Origin of the sequence: Pseudomonas sp. Yb2C2, assembly GCF_052112325.1 — a bacterium.
GTDB lineage: Bacteria > Pseudomonadota > Gammaproteobacteria > Pseudomonadales > Pseudomonadaceae > Aquipseudomonas > Aquipseudomonas marginalis.
Genome location: NZ_JAVAJK010000001.1, coordinates 41,228 through 61,287, shown reverse-complemented (window position 1 = coordinate 61,287; position 20,060 = coordinate 41,228). Strand labels below are relative to the sequence as shown.

The 20,060-nt window shown below is 62.1% G+C and carries 15 protein-coding genes; 7 read left to right on the top strand and 8 right to left on the bottom strand.

All coding sequences use genetic code 11. From position 1 onward, the window contains the following. Nucleotides 1-42: 42 nt before the first annotated feature. Nucleotides 43-2,418, bottom strand: a complete 2,376-nt coding sequence (gene ppsA, locus Q8X51_RS00300; RefSeq protein ID WP_065924780.1) for a phosphoenolpyruvate synthase — start codon at nucleotides 2,416-2,418, stop codon at nucleotides 43-45. A 177-nt stretch (nucleotides 2,419-2,595) separates the two neighbouring features. Here ppsA and ppsR point away from each other — a divergent pair, with 177 nt between their 5' ends. After that, a complete protein-coding gene (gene ppsR / locus Q8X51_RS00295; protein WP_027603681.1) occupies nucleotides 2,596-3,414 on the top strand; it encodes a posphoenolpyruvate synthetase regulatory kinase/phosphorylase PpsR in 819 nt (272 codons plus the stop codon). Nucleotides 3,415-3,613: 199 nt separating this feature from the next. On the opposite strand, the gene Q8X51_RS00290 is transcribed toward ppsR, so the two are convergent. Next, nucleotides 3,614-5,038 carry an aminotransferase-like domain-containing protein gene (locus Q8X51_RS00290; protein ID WP_027603680.1) on the bottom strand — a complete coding sequence of 475 codons (1,425 nt, stop codon included), beginning with the start codon at nucleotides 5,036-5,038 and terminating at the stop codon, nucleotides 3,614-3,616. Between the two features lie 160 nt (nucleotides 5,039-5,198). On the opposite strand from Q8X51_RS00290, the gene Q8X51_RS00285 reads away from it, so the two are divergent. The 5 genes from Q8X51_RS00285 to Q8X51_RS00265 are packed head-to-tail and all read left to right on the top strand — an operon-like array spanning nucleotide 5,199 to nucleotide 10,669. Further along, a complete protein-coding gene (locus Q8X51_RS00285) occupies nucleotides 5,199-6,092 on the top strand; it encodes a DMT family transporter (RefSeq protein ID WP_161985727.1) in 894 nt (297 codons plus the stop codon). A 23-nt stretch (nucleotides 6,093-6,115) separates the two neighbouring features. After that, on the top strand, nucleotides 6,116-7,978 hold the full coding sequence (moeB, locus tag Q8X51_RS00280; protein WP_407693390.1) for a molybdopterin-synthase adenylyltransferase MoeB: 1,863 nt from the start codon (nucleotides 6,116-6,118) through the stop codon (nucleotides 7,976-7,978). 15 nt (nucleotides 7,979-7,993) lie between these two features. Continuing rightward, nucleotides 7,994-8,908 carry a PLP-dependent cysteine synthase family protein gene (locus Q8X51_RS00275; RefSeq protein WP_323146266.1) on the top strand — a complete coding sequence of 305 codons (915 nt, stop codon included), beginning with the start codon at nucleotides 7,994-7,996 and terminating at the stop codon, nucleotides 8,906-8,908. Between the two features lie 37 nt (nucleotides 8,909-8,945). Beyond that, nucleotides 8,946-9,938, top strand: coding sequence for a serine O-acetyltransferase (locus Q8X51_RS00270; RefSeq protein ID WP_407693389.1), 993 nt, complete (start codon nucleotides 8,946-8,948; stop codon nucleotides 9,936-9,938). Nucleotides 9,939-9,940: 2 nt separating this feature from the next. Continuing rightward, nucleotides 9,941-10,669, top strand: a complete 729-nt coding sequence (locus tag Q8X51_RS00265) for an alanyl-tRNA editing protein (RefSeq protein WP_027603675.1) — start codon at nucleotides 9,941-9,943, stop codon at nucleotides 10,667-10,669. Between the two features lie 57 nt (nucleotides 10,670-10,726). Here the strand turns inward: Q8X51_RS00265 and prpD are convergent, their stop codons facing one another. The 6 genes from prpD to Q8X51_RS00235 all read right to left on the bottom strand — a co-directional run bounded on the left by prpD (nucleotide 10,727) and on the right by Q8X51_RS00235 (nucleotide 19,247). Further along, nucleotides 10,727-12,211: a 2-methylcitrate dehydratase gene (gene prpD / locus Q8X51_RS00260; protein WP_065924786.1), complete on the bottom strand. Its 1,485-nt coding sequence runs from the start codon at nucleotides 12,209-12,211 to the stop codon at nucleotides 10,727-10,729. A gap of 268 nt (nucleotides 12,212-12,479) precedes the next feature. Next, on the bottom strand, nucleotides 12,480-13,670 hold the full coding sequence (gene prpF, locus Q8X51_RS00255; RefSeq protein ID WP_315871589.1) for a 2-methylaconitate cis-trans isomerase PrpF: 1,191 nt from the start codon (nucleotides 13,668-13,670) through the stop codon (nucleotides 12,480-12,482). An 11-nt stretch (nucleotides 13,671-13,681) separates the two neighbouring features. Beyond that, nucleotides 13,682-16,276 (bottom strand): Fe/S-dependent 2-methylisocitrate dehydratase AcnD, encoded by a 2,595-nt coding sequence (gene acnD, locus Q8X51_RS00250; RefSeq protein WP_407693388.1) that lies wholly within the window; start codon nucleotides 16,274-16,276, stop codon nucleotides 13,682-13,684. Nucleotides 16,277-16,476: 200 nt separating this feature from the next. Next, nucleotides 16,477-17,604, bottom strand: coding sequence for a bifunctional 2-methylcitrate synthase/citrate synthase (prpC, locus tag Q8X51_RS00245; RefSeq protein ID WP_065924788.1), 1,128 nt, complete (start codon nucleotides 17,602-17,604; stop codon nucleotides 16,477-16,479). A 42-nt stretch (nucleotides 17,605-17,646) separates the two neighbouring features. Continuing rightward, nucleotides 17,647-18,540, bottom strand: a complete 894-nt coding sequence (gene prpB, locus Q8X51_RS00240) for a methylisocitrate lyase (RefSeq protein ID WP_407693387.1) — start codon at nucleotides 18,538-18,540, stop codon at nucleotides 17,647-17,649. Beyond that, nucleotides 18,537-19,247 (bottom strand): GntR family transcriptional regulator, encoded by a 711-nt coding sequence (locus tag Q8X51_RS00235; protein WP_027603669.1) that lies wholly within the window; start codon nucleotides 19,245-19,247, stop codon nucleotides 18,537-18,539. The genes prpB and Q8X51_RS00235 overlap by 4 nt, the downstream gene beginning before the upstream one ends. Before the next feature lie 273 nt (nucleotides 19,248-19,520). Between Q8X51_RS00235 and rloA the strand changes: the two genes are divergently transcribed. Further along, nucleotides 19,521-20,057, top strand: coding sequence for a retropepsin-like aspartic peptidase RloA (gene rloA / locus Q8X51_RS00230; RefSeq protein ID WP_065924789.1), 537 nt, complete (start codon nucleotides 19,521-19,523; stop codon nucleotides 20,055-20,057). Nucleotides 20,058-20,060: the final 3 nt, after the last annotated feature.

Below are 20,060 nucleotides of genomic sequence, written 5' to 3'. Positions count from 1 at the left end.
CGGTCACCCTGACGGGGGACCGGCACTTTTGACATGGCGACCTCAGGCGGACGCTTGGCCTTCCGCCAGGAAGAACCAGGTTTCCAGCACGGAGTCAGGGTTCAGCGAGACGCTTTCGATACCCTGCTCCATCAGCCATTTGGCCAGGTCCGGGTGATCGGAAGGGCCCTGGCCGCAGATACCGATGTACTTGCCGGCCTTGTTGCACGCCTGGATGGCATTGGCCAGCAGCTTCTTGACCGCAGGGTTACGCTCGTCGAAAAGGTGGGCGATGATCCCGGAATCGCGGTCCAGGCCCAGGGTGAGCTGGGTCAGGTCGTTGGAACCGATGGAGAAACCGTCGAAGAACTCCAGGAACTCTTCGGCGAGGATGGCGTTGGACGGCAGTTCGCACATCATGATCACGCGCAGGCCGTTTTCGCCGCGGGACAGGCCATTTTCGGCCAGCAGGTCGACGACCTGGCTCGCTTCGCCCAGGGTGCGCACGAACGGCACCATGATCTCGACGTTGGTCAGGCCCATCTCGTTGCGCACACGCTTGAGGGCGCGGCATTCAAGCTCGAAGCAGTCACGGAACGCTTCGCTGATGTAGCGCGAGGCGCCACGGAAGCCCAGCATCGGGTTTTCTTCTTCGGGCTCGTAGAGCTTGCCGCCGATCAGGTTGGCGTATTCGTTGGACTTGAAGTCCGACAGGCGCACGATGACCTTTTTCGGGTAGAACGCCGCCGCCAGGGTGCTGATGCCTTCCACCAGCTTCTCGACGTAGAAGCCCACCGGGTCGTCGTAGCCGGCGATGCGCTTGTCCACGCTTTCCTTGATGTCCAGCGGCAGGCCGTCGTAGTTCAACAGGGCCTTGGGGTGCACGCCGATCATGCGGTTGATGATGAACTCCAGGCGGGCCAGGCCCACACCGGCATTCGGCAACTGCGCGAAGTCGAAGGCACGGTCCGGGTTGCCGACGTTCATCATGATCTTGAACGGCAGGTCGGGCATGGCGTCGATGGAGTTTTGCTTGATGTCGAAGCCCAGCTCGCCTTCAAAGATGAAGCCGGTGTCGCCTTCGGCACAGGACACGGTCACGCCCTGGCCGTCCTTGAGCAGTTGGGTGGCGTTGCCGCAACCGACCACCGCAGGAATCCCCAGCTCACGGGCGATGATCGCCGCATGGCAGGTACGCCCGCCACGGTTGGTCACGATAGCGCTGGCACGCTTCATCACCGGTTCCCAGTCCGGGTCGGTCATGTCGGAAACCAGTACGTCGCCAGGCTGGACTTTGTCCATCTCGGACACATCCTTGATGATCCGCACCTTGCCGGCGCCGATGCGCTGGCCGATGGCACGGCCTTCCACCAGCACGGTGCCGGTTTCTTTCAGCAGGTAGCGTTCCATGACGTTGGCCGAGGTACGGCTCTTCACGGTTTCCGGGCGGGCCTGCACGATGTACAGCTTGCCGTCGTCACCGTCCTTGGCCCATTCGATGTCCATCGGGCACTTGTAGTGCTTTTCGATGATCATCGCTTGCTTGGCCAACTCGCTGACTTCCGCGTCGCTCAGGCAGAAGCGCGCGCGCTCGGCCTTGTCGACGTCCACGGTTTTCACCGAACGACCGGCCTTGGCCTCGTCGCCGTAGATCATCTTGATGGCCTTGCTGCCCAGGTTGCGGCGCAGGATGGCCGGACGGCCGGCTTCAAGGGTGTGCTTGTGCACGTAGAATTCGTCGGGGTTGACCGCGCCTTGTACAACGGTTTCGCCCAGGCCGTAGGCGCCGGTGATAAACACCACGTCACGGAAGCCCGACTCGGTGTCGAGGGTGAACATCACGCCGGCGGTGCCGGTTTCCGAACGCACCATGCGCTGCACACCGGCAGACAGGGCCACCAGCTTGTGGTCGAAACCCTGGTGCACACGGTAGGAAATGGCGCGGTCGTTGAACAGCGAGGCAAACACTTCCTTGGCGGCGCGGATCACGTTTTCCACGCCGCGGATGTTAAGGAAAGTCTCTTGCTGGCCGGCGAAGGAGGCGTCAGGCAGGTCTTCGGCAGTGGCCGAGGAGCGCACGGCGACGGCCATGTCCGGGTTGCCGGCCGACAGGGTGGCGAAGGCGGTGCGGATTTCTTCGTTGAGCTTCTCGGGGAACTCGGCTTCCATGATCCATTGGCGGATCTGGGCGCCGGTTTTGGCCAGGGCGTTGACGTCATCGACGTCCAGGGCATCCAGCGCGGCGTGGATCTGAGCGTTGAGGCCGCTCAGTTCGAGGAAATCGCGGTAGGCCTGGGCCGTGGTGGCGAAACCACCCGGCACCGACACACCTGCGCCTGCAAGATTACTGATCATCTCGCCGAGGGATGCGTTCTTGCCCCCTACGTGCTCTACATCATGGACGCCGAGCTTATCGAGGGAAACTACGTACTCTACCAAGGTGATCTCTCCACTAACTGTGTTGGAAAAGCTCAGGACGCCGGCTGCTCGTAGGAGCGATTACCTGCGTTTGTGGCCTGGACCTGGAAAATAAGTGAGAATGCGGCCCACTATGGGACGGCAAAATCGCGCCTATCATATCCAAGATTCGTCATCAGCTTAAGGCCCAGGGCTCAAATGAAACGATCTGCTTTCTTTATCTCCGACGGCACCGGCATTACCGCCGAAACCCTGGGTCAGAGCCTGCTCGCGCAGTTCGAAAACAATACCTTCGCCAAATTCACGCGGCCCTATATCGACAGCGTGGATAAAGCGCGGGCCATGGTACAACAAATCAATCTAGCGGCTGAAAAAGACGGCTTTCGGCCGATCATTTTCGACACCATCGTCAATCAAGACATCCGTGAGATTCTCGCAACGTCGAATGGTTTCATGATCGACATTTTCTCGACGTTCCTGGCGCCGCTGGAGCAGGAATTGAGCGAACACTCCTCCTATTCGGTCGGAAAGTCCCATTCCATTGGGCATAACTCCAATTATATGGAGCGTATCGAGGCGGTGAACTTCGCCCTCGACAACGACGACGGCGCCCGCACCCACTACTACGACAAGGCCGACCTGATCCTGGTCGGCGTGTCGCGCTGCGGCAAAACGCCCACCTGCCTGTACATGGCCATGCAGTTCGGCATCCGTGCGGCCAACTACCCGCTGACCGAAGACGACATGGAGCACCTGACGCTGCCCGCCGCGCTGCGCGCCCATTCGCACAAGCTGTTCGGCCTGACCATCGACCCGGACCGTCTCACCGCCATCCGCAACGAGCGCAAGCCCAACAGCCGCTACTCCAGTTATGCCCAGTGCGAGTTCGAAGTGCGCGAAGTAGAAAATCTGTTCCGTCGCGAGAATATTGCGCACATCAATTCCACGCATTTTTCGGTGGAAGAGATTTCGGCGAAGATTCTGGTGGAAAAAGGTGTGGAGCGGCGCTTCAAATAATGCCTTGAGACACTGTTTTACTGTGGCGAGCGGGCTTGCCCCGCGCTGGGCTGCGCAGCAGCCCTAAACCAGTCACCGAGAACTGGCTGACACACCGCATTTATCTTGATTGGGGCTGCTTCGCAGCCCAGCGCGGGCGGTGCGACGATTCGACAAGCCCGCTCACAACGAGCCTGCTCACAGCATCGACGTCCACTCGCTATAGGTGAAACCGCCCTCCCCCTTGCCCCAACGCCGTCGCCAACGCATCAAACCCCGCCCGCAACAACTGATCATCTCCCGACGTATTGCAGATACTCGCCCGAATGAACTGCGGCACCGCCGTCTGCCCTACGGCAAACGCCTCGGCGGTGGCGATCAGGTAATTATTCTGCTTGAGCTCCGCCTCGATTTCCGACGCGCGCCAGGGCTCCGGCACTTCGATCCAGAAGTGCGGGCTGTTCAGGTGGGTGCGGTACGCCAGGCCGGCCAACAAGTCCTGCACCAGGGTCTTGCGGCGGCTGATCTCGTTGATCTGTTGGCGCAGCAGGTATTCCGCCGTGCCGTTTTCGATCCACTGCGTCGCCAGTTCCAGGGTCACCGGCGTGGCCATCCAGCAGGTGGAGCGCAAGGCCGCCGAGATACGGCTGACCAGCGCCGGGGGCGCATGCACATAGCCCACACGCAGCCCGGCAGACACGGCCTTGCTCAGGCTGCTGATCAAAATCGTACGTTCGGGGGCGAAATGGCTGAGGGGCGGTGGACGGTCTTCAACCAATACGCCGTGGGCTTCGTCCTCAAGAATCAGCAGATTATGTTCCCGGCACACCTTCACCAAGGCTTCGCGGCGCGCCACGGATAACACCGCCGTGGTCGGGTTCTGGATGGTCGGCGTGCAATACAGCGCTGAAACCCGGTGATTACGACAGACTTCATCCAGCGCGCTCGGCAGCACGCCTTCTTCGTCCATCTCCAGGCCGATCAGGCGGATACCCAGCATGCGTGCGGCGGTGATCAGCCCCGGATAAGTCAATTGTTCGGTGACCACCGTATCGCCGGCGCGCAGCAGGGCCATCATCGCGCACAGCAGTCCATGCTGGCCGCCGTTGACGCAGATCACCTGCTCGGGGATCGGATGAAAATCACGCTGCACCAGCCACTGCGCGCCCGCGTCGCGATAACGCGGCAGGCCGGCATCCGGGGTGTAGGCGCTGATGTCCTGGAGGAACTTGGCGTTGGTCGACAGGGTTTGGAAGCTCTGTGCCAGGAAGGTGGTTTCCTGACCCGGGATATGCATGTTGCGGCTCATGTCGAAGTACTGGCGCGGCTCCTCGCTGAAGTTACGAAAGCCTTCATCACGCTGGCGCTCCATCCCACGCTTGCGGACGAAAGTGCCGTCACCCACTCGCGCTACCACCAAACCCAGACGCTCCAGCTCACCGTAGGCCCGGCTGATGGTGCCGATGGTCACCCCCAGATTGTCGGAAAGCACCCGATGAGGCGGCAGTTTTCGTCCCGGCTCAATCAAGCCTTCGAGGATGCCCCGTTCCATGACATCGGACAGGCGCTTGTACTTCACGCCCTGCCCGTTGGACAACCCCTCACGCATAATTGACACCATGTCAATATTTGTTTTGACAGCCATCTTTCGCCCTAATAGTGTGCTTTTACGGGTTCAATCGCCGAATTTCATAACTCATTACAAGTTCAATATAGAGTTCAATTCAGGCTCAGGGAAGCAATAAACGATGCCAATGTCCGCCGTTCTCGAAAACAACGCCAAAACCAAAACGCAAAAGCAGTGGCTGGCCGGGCTGGTGACCAGCGTGATGTTCCTGATCGTGTGCCTGAGCTGGGGCACCACGTGGCTGGGGATCAAGATCGCCGTGGAGAGTGTGCCGCCGCTGACGTCCGCCGGTCTGCGCTTCCTGATCGCCTTCCCGCTGTTCCTGTGTTTTGCCAAGGTGCGCCGCGAGCCCATCCTGTTTCCCCGCGAGAGTCGCTGGTTTTTCGTATTCGTGACCCTGTCCTACTTCAGCGTGCCGTACTACCTGCTCAACTACGGCGAGATGCATGTGTCATCCGGTCTTACCGCCCTGCTGTTCAGTTGCATGCCGGTATTCATCCTGATTTTCTCCGCGTTGTTCCTGCGCGAGCGCATCTACTTTTCCCAGGTGGTCGGCATCGGTATCGGCTTCGGCAGCCTCTACATGATCATCAGGAGCCAGGGCCTGCACCTGGACCACGCCGAGTTCCTGGGGGTACTGGCGATCCTGGCGGCCGCGATCATGCACGCCTTGTGCTACGTCATCACCAAGCAAAAAGGCAGCGCCATCAGCGTGATCACCTACAACACGCTGCCCATCGGCATTGCCGGGCTGATGCTGTTCGTGGCGGGGTTATGGTTTGAGACGCCGACCTTCGAAGCCATCACCCTGCGCTCCTGGAGCGCGCTGTTCTACCTGGGGCTGGTGGCCTCGGTGGGTGGGTTCATCGTGTATTTCATGCTGCTCAAGCGCTTGAGCCCGATCATCCTGTCGTTCGTGTTCATCATCTTCCCGGTGTTCGCGGTGATCATCGGCGCCTGGTACGAAGGCGTGGCGATTTCCCGCGACCTGATGCTGTATTCGGCCATCCTGCTGGCCGGCTTTGCGATCACCAAGTTGCCCATTGAAAAACTCCTGGCCAAGAAAAATTGACCCGCCATCAACGCGAGAGAAACATGGACGTCCTCCGCCCAAAAGCCCTGGAACAGATCTACGCCCACGCCAGCCGCAGCTACCCCGAGGAATGCTGCGGCTTTGTCTTCGCCGACGGCAGCGTGTACCTGGGCAGCAACATCCAGAACGAACTGCACCGCAAAAACCCCGAGATGTACCCGCGCAGCGCGGCCAATGGCTACACCTTCTCGGTGGCCGACACCCTGCTGATGAACAAGGCGTTTCGCAGCGACAACCCGGTGGTGGTGATCTACCACTCCCACCCGGATGTCGGCGCCTATTTCAGCGATGAAGACCAGGACAAGGCCCTGTTCATGGGCGAGCCGATCTACCCCGTCAGTTACCTGGTGGTCGACGTTCGCCAGGGCCAGGCCCTGGGTTCAAAACTGTTTGCCTGGGATGGCGAGCATTTCACCCTTAACCCCTTCAACGACCTGCACACGGAGTTGTCCATGAACGCTGTCTCTTTCCCCGACATTCTGGTTCGTGTGGCCAAGCTGCCGGAATCGACCCTCGAGGGCGCCGGATCGACATTGCGCGAAGTCATTGAAAACCTCTGCAGCAGCCACCCGCAGTTGCGCGCCCATCTGTTTCACGAAAAGAACAACCAGCTCAAGGAACACTTCCTGTTCACCGCCGAGGAAGAGCTGATTGGCGCCGATGACCGGCTGCCGGAAAAAGCCCGCATCGAAGTGCTGCTCGCCACCTCCGGCGGTATGGACGTCGACAGCCTCAGCAACGAGGAAGTGCAACGTTATGTGCGCCATATCACCCTGCCCGGCGTCGGCCGCGAAGGCCAGTTGAACCTCAAGAAAGCCAAGGTCCTGATTATCGGCACCGGCGGCCTGGGCTCGCCCATCAGCCTGTACCTGGCAGCGGCCGGCGTCGGTACCCTGGGGCTGGTGGATTTCGACGTGGTGGAAAGCAGCAACCTGCAACGCCAGGTCGTCCACGGCAACAGCACCCTGGGCATGCCCAAGGTCGACTCGGCCAAGCAGCGCTTGCAGGACCTCAACCGCCATATCCAGATCAACGCCCACGACACCGCCCTGAACGCCGACAACGCCCTGGAACTGGTGGGCGCCTATGACCTGGTCATCGACGGCACCGACAATTTCGACACCCGCTACCTGGTCAACGACGCCTGCGTGCAACTGGGCAAACCCCTGGTGTACGGCGCCATCTACCGCTTCGACGGGCAGATCAGCGTGCTCAACTACCAAGGCGGGCCGTGCTACCGCTGCCTGTTCCCCAGCGCACCGCCCGCGGAACTGGCACCCAATTGCAGCGCCGGAGGGGTGATCGGCGTGCTTCCCGGGGTAGTCGGGATGATCCAGGCCACCGAGGCGATCAAACTGTTGATCGGCATTGGCGAGCCCCTGTCCGGCCGCCTGATGCGCTTCGATGCACTGGCGATGAAGTTCAGCGAAATCCGTTTCAAGCGCCGTGCCGACTGCCCGTGCTGCTCCGACCTGCGCCCCAGCGAAACCCTGGCGCCAGCCGTCTGTGCGGACGCCGTGCCCAGCCAACCGTCCCTGGCCGAAGAGCGCTACATCAAGCCGCGCGTACTCAAGCAGGTACTCGAACACCCCAGCAGCGCCGACGTCCTGCTGGATGTGCGCGACGCCAGCGAACTGGAGGTGTGCAAATTACCGGGGGTGGTGCATATCCCCCTGGCCGAGCTGGATGGCCAGCTCGGGCGTCTCAGCCGCGACAACACCCATTACCTGATCTGCTACGCCGGCACCCGCGCCGAGCAAGCGGCCAGCACCCTGTTGGCGGCGGGTTTCGCCAACACCAAAGTCCTGCAAGGCGGCATGAAACACTGGGTTCGCGACGTCGAACCCGACATGCCGTTGTACTGACCCGGGGGCTGACCGATGTTGCATAACTCTATCCTCGACGCCATCGGCCATACGCCGATCGTCCGCCTGGCGCAGTTTTCCGAAGACCTCGGCATCGAGGTCTACGCCAAGCTCGAATCCCTCAACCCGGGGGGCAGCCACAAGGCGCGCATCGCCCTGGGCATGATCCTCGACGCCGAGCGGCGCGGCGTGCTGATCCGTGACTCCGGGCAAACCATCATCGAACCCAGCGGTGGCAATACCGGTATCGGCCTGGTGATGGCCGGCAACGTGCTGGGCTACAAGGTGGTGCTGGTGATCCCGGACAACTACAGCCCCGAAAAACAGAAGCTGCTGCGCCTGTACGGCGCCAAGGTGGTGCTCTCCGACAGCCGCCTCGGCAACAATTCCCACGGTGAAAAATGCATGGAGTTGCAGCTGGAAAACCCCAGCTACGTGATGCTCAACCAGCAACGCAACGGCGCCAACCCGCAAACCCACCGTGACACCACAGCGCCGGAAATCCTCCGCGCCTTCGGTGATCGCCGCGTGGATTATTTTGTCAGCGGCATCGGCACCGGCGGCCATATCACCGGTATCGGCGAAACCCTCAAGGCCGCCTGGCCAGCCCTGCGCGTGATGGGCGTGGAGCCCGAAGAATGCGACCTGCTGAAGAACCAGCACGCGCCGCATCATATCCAGGGCCTGTCGATCGGCCTGATCCCGAGCATCCTCAACCTGGATGTGATCGACGGCATGCTCAAGGTCTCGCGCCAGGACTGCATCGACATGATCAAACGCATCATGCGCACCGATGCCATCAGCCTGGGCCTGTCCTCCGCCGCCAACATGGTGGCCATTGCCAGGCTCGCCCCCGAATTGCCGCCCGAAACGGTGGTGTTGACCATGGTCTACGACAATGCCGACAGCTACCTGCCCAGTTTCGAATAACGGGTCTTCCAACCAGCCAGAATGCGGGGGTGCCTCCATGGGCGGCTTTATCGACATGCAACAGTTGCACGATGAGTTGCTCACCCAGCTCATCAAAACCCTCACCCCCATGCAGATGAAACAGCTGGAGCCGCACCTCGCGCCACTGATCCAGAATGCCGCCCAGGCGGTGGCCGAAGACCTGATCGCCTATGCCTATCGCGACCCGGCATCCCGTGGGCGCGGCGAACTGATCCTGGAGTCCTACGCGTCGTTCAAGGCGGTGCTCTATTACCGGCTTGCGCACCTGGTGTGGAATTTCCCCGACCAGACCAACGGCGTGTTTTCACGCATCGCCCTCAAGCTGAGCAACCAGGGCAAGGTCCTGTCCGGGGCCGAAATCCACCCGGCGGCGCGTATCGGCCGGCGCTTTGTGCTCGACCACGGCTACGGCACGGTAATCGGCGAGACCTGCGAGATCGGCAACGACTGCTACATCCTCTGCGGCGTAACCCTGGGTGCCCGCGGCATCGCCAACAATCCCGATGGCAAGCGCCATCCGCGCCTGGGCAACAACGTCGAGGTCGGCTCCGGGGCCCGGGTGCTGGGCTATGTGCTGATCGGCGACAACGTGTTTATCAGCCCCTCCTGTGTGATCACCCAGGACGTACCCGCCGGCACCAAGGTGAAGGTGGTGAACCAGATCCAACTGCAAAAAAACGATGAATCGGACCACAGCAACTACCTCGGGGCCTTCGCCCTGGATGAGCGCCTGCACGTGGTCGGCGAGGTCAATGCCAGCCACAAGGTCACGGTGCTGGACGCCGACTTTCATCCGTTGCAAGGCCTGATGCTGGAACCAACGGTGAAGGAACGTCACCACCTGCAATTCAGGCTGCACCGCCTCGAATCCGGCAACTACCTGCCGCGCCTGCCGCTGAACCTGAAAGTCTGCGGGCCGGAATTCGAAATCACCCTGCTCTCCCCCCCTGGCTTGAGCGCGATGGTGCGCCACCTGCTGCAAGCCAGCCCACTGATCGTCGGAGGTTGAACATGTCCGTGCACACCATGGAAACCCTGGCGCTGTTTGACAGCGCGCCCTACCAGAACGCATTCAGCGCCCGGGTGATTGCCGTCAGCGAACACGGCATCGCCCTGGAGCACACCCTGTTCTACCCCACCGGCGGCGGCCAACCCGGCGATACCGGCCACCTGACCCTGGCGGACGGTACCCGGGTCGACGTGACCGGCACGGTGCGCGACCCGGTGCTGCGTTCGATCATCTGGCACCAGGTGGAACACTGCCCGGAGCAGTTGATCGCCGGCGTGCTGGTGGACGCCGGCCTGGATTGGGAGCGGCGCTACCAGCACATGAAAATGCACACCTGCCTGCACCTGCTGTGCTCGCTCATCGACGCACCGGTGACCGGTTGCAGCATCAGTGCCGACAAAGGCCGCCTGGATTTCGACCTGCCGGAAATGACCCTCGACAAGGACAGCATCACCCGTGACCTCAATGCGCTGATCGAACAGGCCCACGAGGTGAAGACCCTGTCGATGCCGGCTTCGGAGTACGCCACCCTGCTGCAGATCACCCGCACCCAGGCGGTTGCGCCGCCGGTGATCCAGGGCTCGGTACGGGTGATTGAAATCGGCGGGATCGATATCCAGCCGTGCGGCGGTACCCATGTGCTCAACACCGAGGAAATCGGCCGGGTGTTCTGCGAGAAGATCGAGAAGAAGAGCAAGCACAACCGCCGAGTGATCCTGCGGTTTGAGTGAACGCAACAACTGTGGGAGGGGGCTTGCCTCTCCCACATTTTTGCTTTGCGGCGCCTGCTAGATGACGAACAGGTCCACGAAGCGGTTGACCGGCGTGGCCTCGAGCTTCGCCTGGTCCGTGCACAACGCAAAGATCTCGGCACTGCGCTGGGCGGTAAAGCGCGTGGCCAGGTTGGCCTTGAACTTGTCTTCCAGCAACGCAATGCCCTCCACTCGACGACGGCGATGGCCGATCGGGTATTCCACCGCCACTTGCTCGGTGCTGGAGCCATCCTTGAAGAACACCTGCACGGCATTGGCGATGGAACGCTTGTCGGCTTCCAGGTATTCACGGCTGTAGCGTGGGTCTTCGACGATGACCATCTTGTCGCGCAACTGATCAATGATCGGGTGAGCGGCGTGGAATGCATCCTCGTAGTGCTCGGCCACCAGATTGCCGAATGCCAGGGGCACGGCGGTCATGTATTGCAGGCAATGGTCGCGGTCGGCGGCGTTGGCCAGTGGCCCGACCTTGGAGATGATGCGAATCGCCGACTCATGGGTGGTGATCACGATGCGCTCGACGTCGTGCAGGCGATCCTTGACCAACGGATGCAAGGTCACCGCGGCTTCACAGGCGGTCTGCGCGTGGAACTCGGCGGGGAAGCTGATCTTGAACAGCACGTTTTCCATCACGTAGGTGCCATACGGCTGGGACAGGCTGAACGCACGCTTGTCCTCGGGCTTGAGCGCCAGGTCTTTGTTGGTGTGGCTGAACAGCACGTCGTAGAAGCCCCATTGCGGCGCGCTCAGCACACCGGGGATGCCCATTTCGCCGCGCAGGGCGATGTCCGCCAGGCGTACGCCGCGACTCGACGCATCCCCCGCCGCCCAGGATTTGCGCGAGCCGGCATTCGGCGCATGCCGGTAAGTGCGCAAGGCCTGGCCATCGACGAAGGCGTGAGACAGTGCCGACAGCAGCTGTTCGCGGTTGGCGCCCATCAGCTGGGCGGTGACCGCCGTGGAGGCGACTTTCACCAACAGCACATGGTCGAGGCCGACACGGTTGAACGAGTTTTCCAGGGCAATCACACCCTGGATTTCGTGGGCCATGATCATCGCATCCAGCACCGCGCGCACGGTCAGCGGTGCGTCGCCATTGGCCACGCGCTGTTGCGACAGGTGATCCGCCACGGCAAGGATGCCGCCGAGGTTATCCGAGGGATGCCCCCACTCGGCGGCGAGCCAAGTGTCGTTGTAGTCGAGCCAGCGCACGATGCAGCCAATGTCCCAGGCCGCCTTGACCGGGTCCAGGCGAAACGAGGTGCCCGGCACCCGCGCGCCAAACGGTACCACCGTGCCTTCAACCATCGGCCCCAGGTGCTTGGTGCACTCGGGAAAACGCAGGGCCAGCAGGCCGCAACCGAGGGTGTCCATCAGGCAGTTGCGGGCGGTGTCCAAGGCGGCCTGGGACTCGATCCGGTAGTTGAGGACATAGTCGGCGATGTCCTGCAAAACCTGGTCGTAGTCGGGGCGGTTGTTCTGGTCGACGTTGGTGCTCATGGCAGATCTCCAAAAATGGGTGGGGTCAATCCTCGGGCTAACGGTTACTGGAAGCAGATCTTGGATGCCTGCCTTTAGGAATAGAAATCCTCTGTGGGAGGGGCTTACCCTAATGCCAGTTCACATCGCCTCCTGTAGGAGCGAGCTTGCTCACGAAAAACGTCAACGATAACGCGTGCTTCCTGAATGAACGCGGCGCCTGTGAGTTTTTCGCGAGCAAGCTCGCTCCTACAAAAAGCCTCCTCCCACATTGGATCTGTGCAGGGTTTTAGAAGGCGTCGCCGGGTACGCGGACGAAACCTTCCATCAACACCCGTGCACTGCGGCTCATGATGGCTTTCTTCACCACCCATTCACCGTTCAACTGGGTGGCTTCAGCCCCCACGCGCAAGGTGCCGGAGGGATGCCCGAAGCGCACGGCATTACGTTCAATACCGCCCGCTGCGAGGTTGACCAAGGTCCCCGAAATCGCCGCCGCCGTGCCGATCGCCACCGCCGCCGTGCCCATCATCGCGTGGTGCAGCTTGCCCATGGAGAGGGCGCGCACCAGCAAATCCACATCGCCGGCCTTGATCGCCTTGCCACTGGACGCTACGTAGTCGGCAGGCTTGGCCACAAACGCCACCTTCGGCGTGTGCTGGCGCTGGGCCGCTTCGTCGAGGTGCTTGATCAGCCCCATGCGCAACGCGCCATAGGCCCGTACGGTCTCGAACATCGCCAGGGCCTTGGGGTCGCTGTTGATCGCGCCTTGCAGCTCGGTGCCGGTGTAGCCGAGGTCTTCGGCGTTGATGAAAATCGTCGGGATGCCGGCGTTGATCAGCGTGGCCTTGAAGGTGCCGACGCCGGGCACTTCCAGGTCGTCGACCAGGTTGCCGGTGGGGAACATCGAGCCGCCGCCGCCCTCTTCTTCCGCCGCCGGGTCCATGAATTCCAGCTGCACTTCGGCCGCCGGGAAGGTCACGCCGTCCAGCTCGAAGTCGCCGGTTTCCTGCACCGCCCCGTCGGTGATCGGCACGTGGGCGATGATGGTCTTGCCGATATTGGCCTGCCACACCCGCACCACGGCCACGCCGCTATGGGGCACGCGGGCCGCATCGACCAGCCCGGCGCTGATGGCGAACGAACCCACCGCCGCCGACAGGTTGCCGCAGTTGCCACTCCAGTCGACAAAGGGCTTGTCGATGGAGACCTGGCCAAACAGATAGTCGACGTCATGATCGGCGCGGGTGCTTTTGGCGAGGATCACGGTTTTGCTGGTGCTCGATGTGGCGCCGCCCATGCCGTCGATTTGCTTGTCGTAGGGATCGGGGCTGCCGATCACCCGTAGCAGCAAGGCATCCCGCGCCGCTCCCGGCACCTGCGCCGACTCGGGCAGGTCCTGGAGGCGGAAAAATACGCCCTTGCTGGTGCCGCCACGCATATAGGTGGCGGGGATCTTGATTTGCGCTGCGTGTGCCATGGTCATCCTCTTCAGGCGGTGGTCGCCGATTCCAGGAAATCCTGGGCAAAACGTTGCAACACGCCGCCCGCCTCGTAGATCGACACTTCTTCGGCGGTGTCCAGGCGGCACGTCACCGGCACCTCGACACGTTCGCCATCCTTGCGATTGATCACCAGCGTCAACTGCGCACGCGGGGTGCGTTGGCCGATCACGTCGTAGGTTTCGCTGCCATCAATCTGCAAGGTGTGACGGTCGGTGCCCGGCAGGAACTCCAGGGGCAGCACGCCCATGCCCACCAGGTTGGTGCGGTGGATGCGCTCGAAACCCTCGGCGGCAATCGCTTCCACACCCGCCAGGCGCACGCCCTTGGCGGCCCAGTCGCGGGACGAGCCCTGGCCGTAGTCGGCGCCGGCAATGATGATCAGCGGCTGCTTGCGCTCCATGTAGGTTTCGATGGCTTCCCACATCCGCGTGACCTGGCCTTCCGGCTCGATCCGCGCCAGGGAGCCCTGCTTGACCTTGCCGTTCTCCCGCACCATTTCGTTGAACAGCTTCGGGTTGGCGAACGTCGCGCGCTGGGCGGTCAGGTGGTCGCCACGGTGGGTGGCGTAGGAGTTGAAGTCGACTTCCGGCAGGCCCATTTTCGCCAGGTATTCGCCGGCGGCGCTGTCGAGCATGATCGCGTTGGACGGCGACAGGTGATCGGTGGTGATGTTGTCCGGCAGCACCGCCAGCGGGCGCATGCCCTTGAGCGGCCGCGCACCGGCCAGCGCGCCTTCCCAGTACGGTGGGCGGCGGATATAGGTGCTCTGCGGGCGCCAGTCGTACAGCGGCGCGACTTTCGGGCCGGTGTCTTCGTGGATCGCGAACATCGGGATATACACCGCGCGAAACTGCTCCGGCTTGACCGAGGCCTTGACCACCGCGTCGATCTCTTCGTCGCTCGGCCAGATGTCCTGCAGGCGGATTTCCTTGCCGTCGGCGTCCAGGCCGAGCACGTCCTTCTCGATGTCGAAACGGATGGTGCCGGCAATCGCATAGGCCACCACCAGCGGCGGCGAAGCCAGGAACGCCTGCTTGGCGTACGGGTGGATACGCCCGTCGAAGTTGCGGTTGCCCGAGAGCACGGCGGTGGCGTACAGGTCGCGGTCGATGATCTCTTGCTGGATCGCCGGGTCGAGCGCGCCGGACATACCGTTACAGGTGGTGCAGGCAAACGCCACCACGCCAAAGCCGAGCTTTTCCAGCTCATGGCCCAGGCCGGCGTCTTCCAGATACATGGCCACGGTTTTCGAACCCGGCGCCAGGGACGACTTGACCCAAGGTTTGCGCGTCAGCCCAAGCCTGTTGGCGTTGCGCGCCAGCAGCCCGGCGGCGATCACGTTGCGCGGGTTACTGGTGTTGGTGCAACTGGTGATGGCGGCGATGATCACCGCGCCGTCGGGCATTTGCCCCGGCACTTCATCCCACTGGCCGGAGATGCCCTTGGCGGCCAGGTCGCGGGTGGCGACGCGGGCGTGCGGGTTGCTCGGGCCAGCCATGTTGCGCACCACGCTGGACAGGTCGAAGGTGAGGCCACGCTCGTATTGCGCGCCTTTGAGATCGTCTGCCCACAGGCCGGTGTGGCGGGCGTATTGCTCGACCAGGGCGACTTGCTCGTCTTCGCGGCCGGTGAGTTTCAGGTAGGCGATGGTCTGCTGGTCGATATAAAACATGGCCGCCGTGGCGCCGTATTCCGGGGCCATGTTGGAGATGGTCGCGCGGTCGCCGAGGGTCAGTTTGGACGCGCCCTCACCGAAGAATTCCAGCCAGGCGCCGACCACTTTCTGTTGGCGCAGGAACTCGGTCAGGGCCAGCACCATATCAGTGGCGGTGATGCCCGGCAGCAACTGGCCGGTCAATTCGACACCGACGCTTTCCGGCAGGCGCATCCACGAGGCGCGGCCAAGCATGACGCTTTCGGCTTCAAGGCCGCCGACACCAATGGCGATCACGCCCAAGGCATCGACGTGGGGGGTATGGCTGTCGGTGCCGACGCAGGTATCCGGGAAGGCCACACCCTCACGTACCTGGATCACCGGGGACATTTTCTCCAGGTTGATCTGGTGCATGATGCCGTTGCCCGGCGGGATCACGTCGACATTCTTGAAGGCCTTTTTGGTCCACTCGATAAAGTGGAAGCGGTCTTCGTTGCGACGGTCTTCGATGGCGCGGTTTTTCTCGAACGCGTCCGGGTCGAAACCACCGGCTTCGACAGCCAGGGAGTGATCGACGATCAACTGGGTGGGGACCACCGGGTTGACCTGGGCCGGGTCGCCGCCTTGCAGGGCGATGGCATCACGCAGGCCGGCGAGGTCGACCAGCGCGGTCTGGCCAAGAATGTCGTGGCACACCACGCGGGCCGGGAACCAGGGGAAGTCGAGGTCGCGTTTGCGTTCGATCAACTGGCTCAGAGATGCGTTGAGGGTGGCCGGGTCGCAGCGGCGCACCAGGTTCTCGGCAAGCACACGAGAGGTGTAGGGCAACGTGGCATAGGCGCCGGGGCTGATTGCATCGACGGCCGCGCGGGCGTCGAAGTAATCCAGGCGGCTGCCGGGGAGCGGTTTGCGAAATTCAGTGTTCATCGTCAGGACTCGGTCACGGTGATTGCAAAAGGAAGACCTGGGCCGATCCGGAATTGAAATGCGATTCAAATGTGGGAGGGGGCTTGCCCCCGATAGCGGTGTGTCATTCAACACCTATGGCAACTGATAAACCGCCATCGGGGGCAAGCCCCCTCCCACACTTGGTCCGGTTTCCACTTCGGGATCGTCGGTGTTCCCATTCAGCGACGTTCGATTGGCACGAACTTGCGCTGTTCAACGCCGATGTACTCGGCGCTTGGACGGATGATGCGATTGTTGGCGCGCTGTTCGAACACATGCGCGGCCCAGCCGGTAAGCCGCGAGCAGACGAAGATCGGCGTGAACAGCTTGGTCGGGATGCCCATGAAGTGGTACGCCGAGGCATGGTAGAAATCGGCGTTGGGGAACAGTTTCTTCTGCTCCCACATGGTCTTGTCGATGGCTTCGGAGACCGGGAACAGCACGGTGTCGCCCACTTCGTCGGCGAGCTTTTTCGACCAGCCCTTGATCACTTCATTACGCGGGTCGTTGTCTTTGTAGATCGCGTGGCCGAAGCCCATGATCTTGTCCTTGCGAGCCAGCATGCCGAGGGTGCCTTCGACGGCTTCCTCTGCCGAACCGAAACGCTCGATCATTTCCATCGCCGCTTCGTTGGCGCCGCCGTGCAGCGGGCCGCGCAGGGAGCCGATGGCGGCGGTGATGCAGGAGTACAGGTCGGACAGGGTCGAGGCACACACCCGCGCGGTGAAGGTCGAGGCGTTGAACTCGTGCTCGGCGTAGAGGATCAACGACACATTCATGACCTTCTCATGCAGCTCGCTCGGCTTCTTGCCATGCAGCAGGTGCAGGAAGTGGCCGCCGATACTCGGCTCGTCGGTCACGCAGTCGATGCGCTTGCCGTCATGGCTGAAGCGGTACCAGTAGCACATGATCGCCGGGAACGCGGCAAGCAGGCGGTCGGTCACGTCGCGTTGCACGCTGAAGTCTTTTTCCGGCTCGATGTTACCGAGGAAGGAGCAACCGGTGCGCATCACGTCCATCGGGTGGGCGTCGGCGGGGATGCGTTCGAGCACTTCTTTCAGCGCTTGCGGCAGGTCACGCAGCGTGCTCAGCCTGGCGCTGTAGGCGGCCAGTTCGGCCTGGGTCGGCAGTTCGCCGTACAGCAGCAGATAAGCGACCTCTTCAAACTGTGCATCGGCAGCCAGTTCGCGCACGTCGTAGCCACGGTATGTCAAGCCGGCACCAGCCTGGCCCACGGTGGACAGTGCGGTCTGCCCGGCGACCTGGCCACGCAGGCCGGCACCACTCAGTACTTTTGCTTCAGCCATGGTTTTTCTCCAATTTTGTCGTTATTCAGGGAGGCGTGTTCGTCACTTTTTCGCGGCGAACAGCGCGTCAAGCTTCTGCTCGAAGGTGTGGTAGTCGATGCGATCGTAAAGCTCCATGCGGGTTTGCATGGTGTCGATCACGTTCTGTTGAGTGCCGTCGCAACGGATCGCGGTGTAGACGTTCTCGGCTGCCTTGTTCATGGCGCGGAAGGCCGACAGCGGGTACAGCACGATGGAAACATCGGCAGATTTCAACTGTTCGGTGGTGTACAGCGGCGTCGCGCCGAACTCGGTGATGTTGGCCAGGATCGGCGCCTTCACACGGGCGGCGAACAGTTTGTACATTTCCAGTTCAGTGATGGCTTCCGGGAACACCATGTCGGCGCCGGCCTCGATGCAGGCGGCGGCACGCTCCAGGGCAGACTCCAGGCCTTCCACGGCCAACGCGTCGGTGCGCGCCATGATCACGAAGCTATCATCGGTGCGCGCGTCCACGGCGGCCTTGATGCGGTCGACCATTTCCTGCTGGGACACGATCTCTTTGTTAGGACGATGGCCGCAGCGCTTGGCGCCGACCTGGTCTTCGATATGGATGGCGGCGGCGCCGAACTTGATCATTGATTTGACCGTGCGCGCGACGTTGAACGCCGAGGAGCCGAAGCCGGTGTCCACGTCCACCAGCAGCGGCAGGTCACAGACGTCGGTGATACGGCGCACGTCGGTGAGTACGTCATCCAGGCCGGTGATGCCCAGGTCCGGCACGCCGAGGGAACCGGCCGCCACGCCGCCACCCGACAGGTAGATCGCCTTGAAGCCGGCGCGCTTGGCCAGCAGCGCATGGTTGGCGTTGATCGCACCGACCACCTGCAAGGGGTGCTCGCTGGCGACTGCGTCACGGAAACGCTGGCCGGGGGTGCTTTTGTTGTTCGAACTCATGACTCACCTCTATCAGGGGCGCCGCCTGGGAAATGACGGGCAATATTGCGTTTGGAAGCACCGATATGCCGGCGCATCAACAACTCGGCCAGTTCACCGTCGCGATCGGCAATCGCATCAAGAATGCGGTGATGCTCGGCAAAGGCCTGGCGTGGACGATTGGGGGTGGCGGAGAACTGGATGCGGTACATGCGCACCAGTTGGTACAGCTCGCCGCAGAGCATTTGGGTGAGGGTGCGGTTACCCGCACCTTGAATGATCCGGTAATGAAAATCGAAGTCGCCTTCCTGCTGGTAGTAGCCGACACCCGCCTGGAACGCGGCGTCGCGCTCGTGGGTGTGCAACACCTGGCGCAATTCTTCGATTTCCGCGTCGGTCATGCGCTCGGCGGCCAGGCGACAGGCCATGCCTTCCAGGGACTCGCGGATTTCATACAGTTCAACCAGCTCGGCGTGGCTCAAGGACACGACCCGGGCGCCCACATGGGGCACGCGCACCAGCAGGCGCTGGCCTTCGAGGCGGTGGATCGCCTCGCGCAGCGGGCCACGGCTGATGCCGTAGGTGCGGGCCAGTTCCGGCTCGGAAATCTTGCTGCCGGGAGCGATCTCACCCTTGACGATGGCGGCCTGGATGCGTCGGAAGACGTTCTCGGACATCGTTTGGGATTCGTCCGACGCCATTATCGGAGCTTCTGATTGACCCAGCATATTGTCGACACCTTGGAAAGCAATGTGGCAAAAACTAGCCAATAAACCGCTACCAGTCAAAGAATAAATCGATATTGTCGACAATCGTCTAATAATCCGGGCTGCACTCGCTCAGGGCATGGCCGGCTGCCAGCGCTGGCGCCAGAAAAGCATCATGTTAGAATGCCCGCCGCATTTGCCTGACATCACTTGATGAAACGGCGCACGAAGGGAGCTTGCGCAGCAATGCCAGTCGCCTTGAATTGAACATCGCACTGCACCGCCTCAGGATCTATGAGACTCAAGCCCTTCCCCCTGTTGTTTTGCCTATTGTCCATGCCGAGCCTTGGCGCTGCCGCCGAGAAGACCGTGTATGGCCTCAATGAATACGCGCAATTGGCCGGCATCGACCTGGAAGTAGCCGCCAAGCTCGACACCGGCGCCAAGACCGCCTCCCTCAGCGCCCGTGACATCAAGCGTTTCAAGCGCAACGGCGAATCCTGGGTGCGCTTCTACCTGGCCATCGACACCGCCCATTCCCATCCCATCGAACGCCCCCTGGCCCGCGTCAGCAAGATCAAGCGGCGCGCCGGCGACTACGACCCCGATGAGGACAAGAACTACACCGCCCGTCCTGTGATTGCCCTGGATATCTGCATGGGCACCGCTTTACGCAGCATCGAAGTGAACTTGACTGACCGCAGCGCTTTCCAATACCCGCTGCTGATCGGCTCCGAAGCGCTCAAACGCTTTGATGCGCTGGTCGACCCCAGTCTTAAATACGCAGCAGGCAAACCCGCCTGCGCCGCCGACGCTCATACCGCCGAGTAAACC

What these genes read in the sequence shown, in the direction of transcription:
- prpF (WP_315871589.1), bottom strand. Translation starts at nt 13,670, where the DNA reads ATGGCACACGCAGCGCAAATCAAGATCCCCGCCACCTATATGCGTGGC.
- Q8X51_RS00290 (WP_027603680.1), bottom strand. Translation starts at nt 5,038, where the DNA reads ATGGCTGTCAAAACAAATATTGACATGGTGTCAATTATGCGTGAGGGG.
- Q8X51_RS00235 (WP_027603669.1), bottom strand. Translation starts at nt 19,247, where the DNA reads ATGCTGGGTCAATCAGAAGCTCCGATAATGGCGTCGGACGAATCCCAA.
- ppsR (WP_027603681.1), top strand. Translation starts at nt 2,596, where the DNA reads ATGAAACGATCTGCTTTCTTTATCTCCGACGGCACCGGCATTACCGCC.
- prpD (WP_065924786.1), bottom strand. Translation starts at nt 12,211, where the DNA reads ATGAGCACCAACGTCGACCAGAACAACCGCCCCGACTACGACCAGGTT.
- acnD (WP_407693388.1), bottom strand. Translation starts at nt 16,276, where the DNA reads ATGAACACTGAATTTCGCAAACCGCTCCCCGGCAGCCGCCTGGATTAC.
- moeB (WP_407693390.1), top strand. Translation starts at nt 6,116, where the DNA reads ATGGACGTCCTCCGCCCAAAAGCCCTGGAACAGATCTACGCCCACGCC.
- Q8X51_RS00265 (WP_027603675.1), top strand. Translation starts at nt 9,941, where the DNA reads ATGTCCGTGCACACCATGGAAACCCTGGCGCTGTTTGACAGCGCGCCC.
- prpC (WP_065924788.1), bottom strand. Translation starts at nt 17,604, where the DNA reads ATGGCTGAAGCAAAAGTACTGAGTGGTGCCGGCCTGCGTGGCCAGGTC.
- Q8X51_RS00270 (WP_407693389.1), top strand. Translation starts at nt 8,946, where the DNA reads ATGGGCGGCTTTATCGACATGCAACAGTTGCACGATGAGTTGCTCACC.
- rloA (WP_065924789.1), top strand. Translation starts at nt 19,521, where the DNA reads ATGAGACTCAAGCCCTTCCCCCTGTTGTTTTGCCTATTGTCCATGCCG.
- prpB (WP_407693387.1), bottom strand. Translation starts at nt 18,540, where the DNA reads ATGAGTTCGAACAACAAAAGCACCCCCGGCCAGCGTTTCCGTGACGCA.
- Q8X51_RS00275 (WP_323146266.1), top strand. Translation starts at nt 7,994, where the DNA reads ATGTTGCATAACTCTATCCTCGACGCCATCGGCCATACGCCGATCGTC.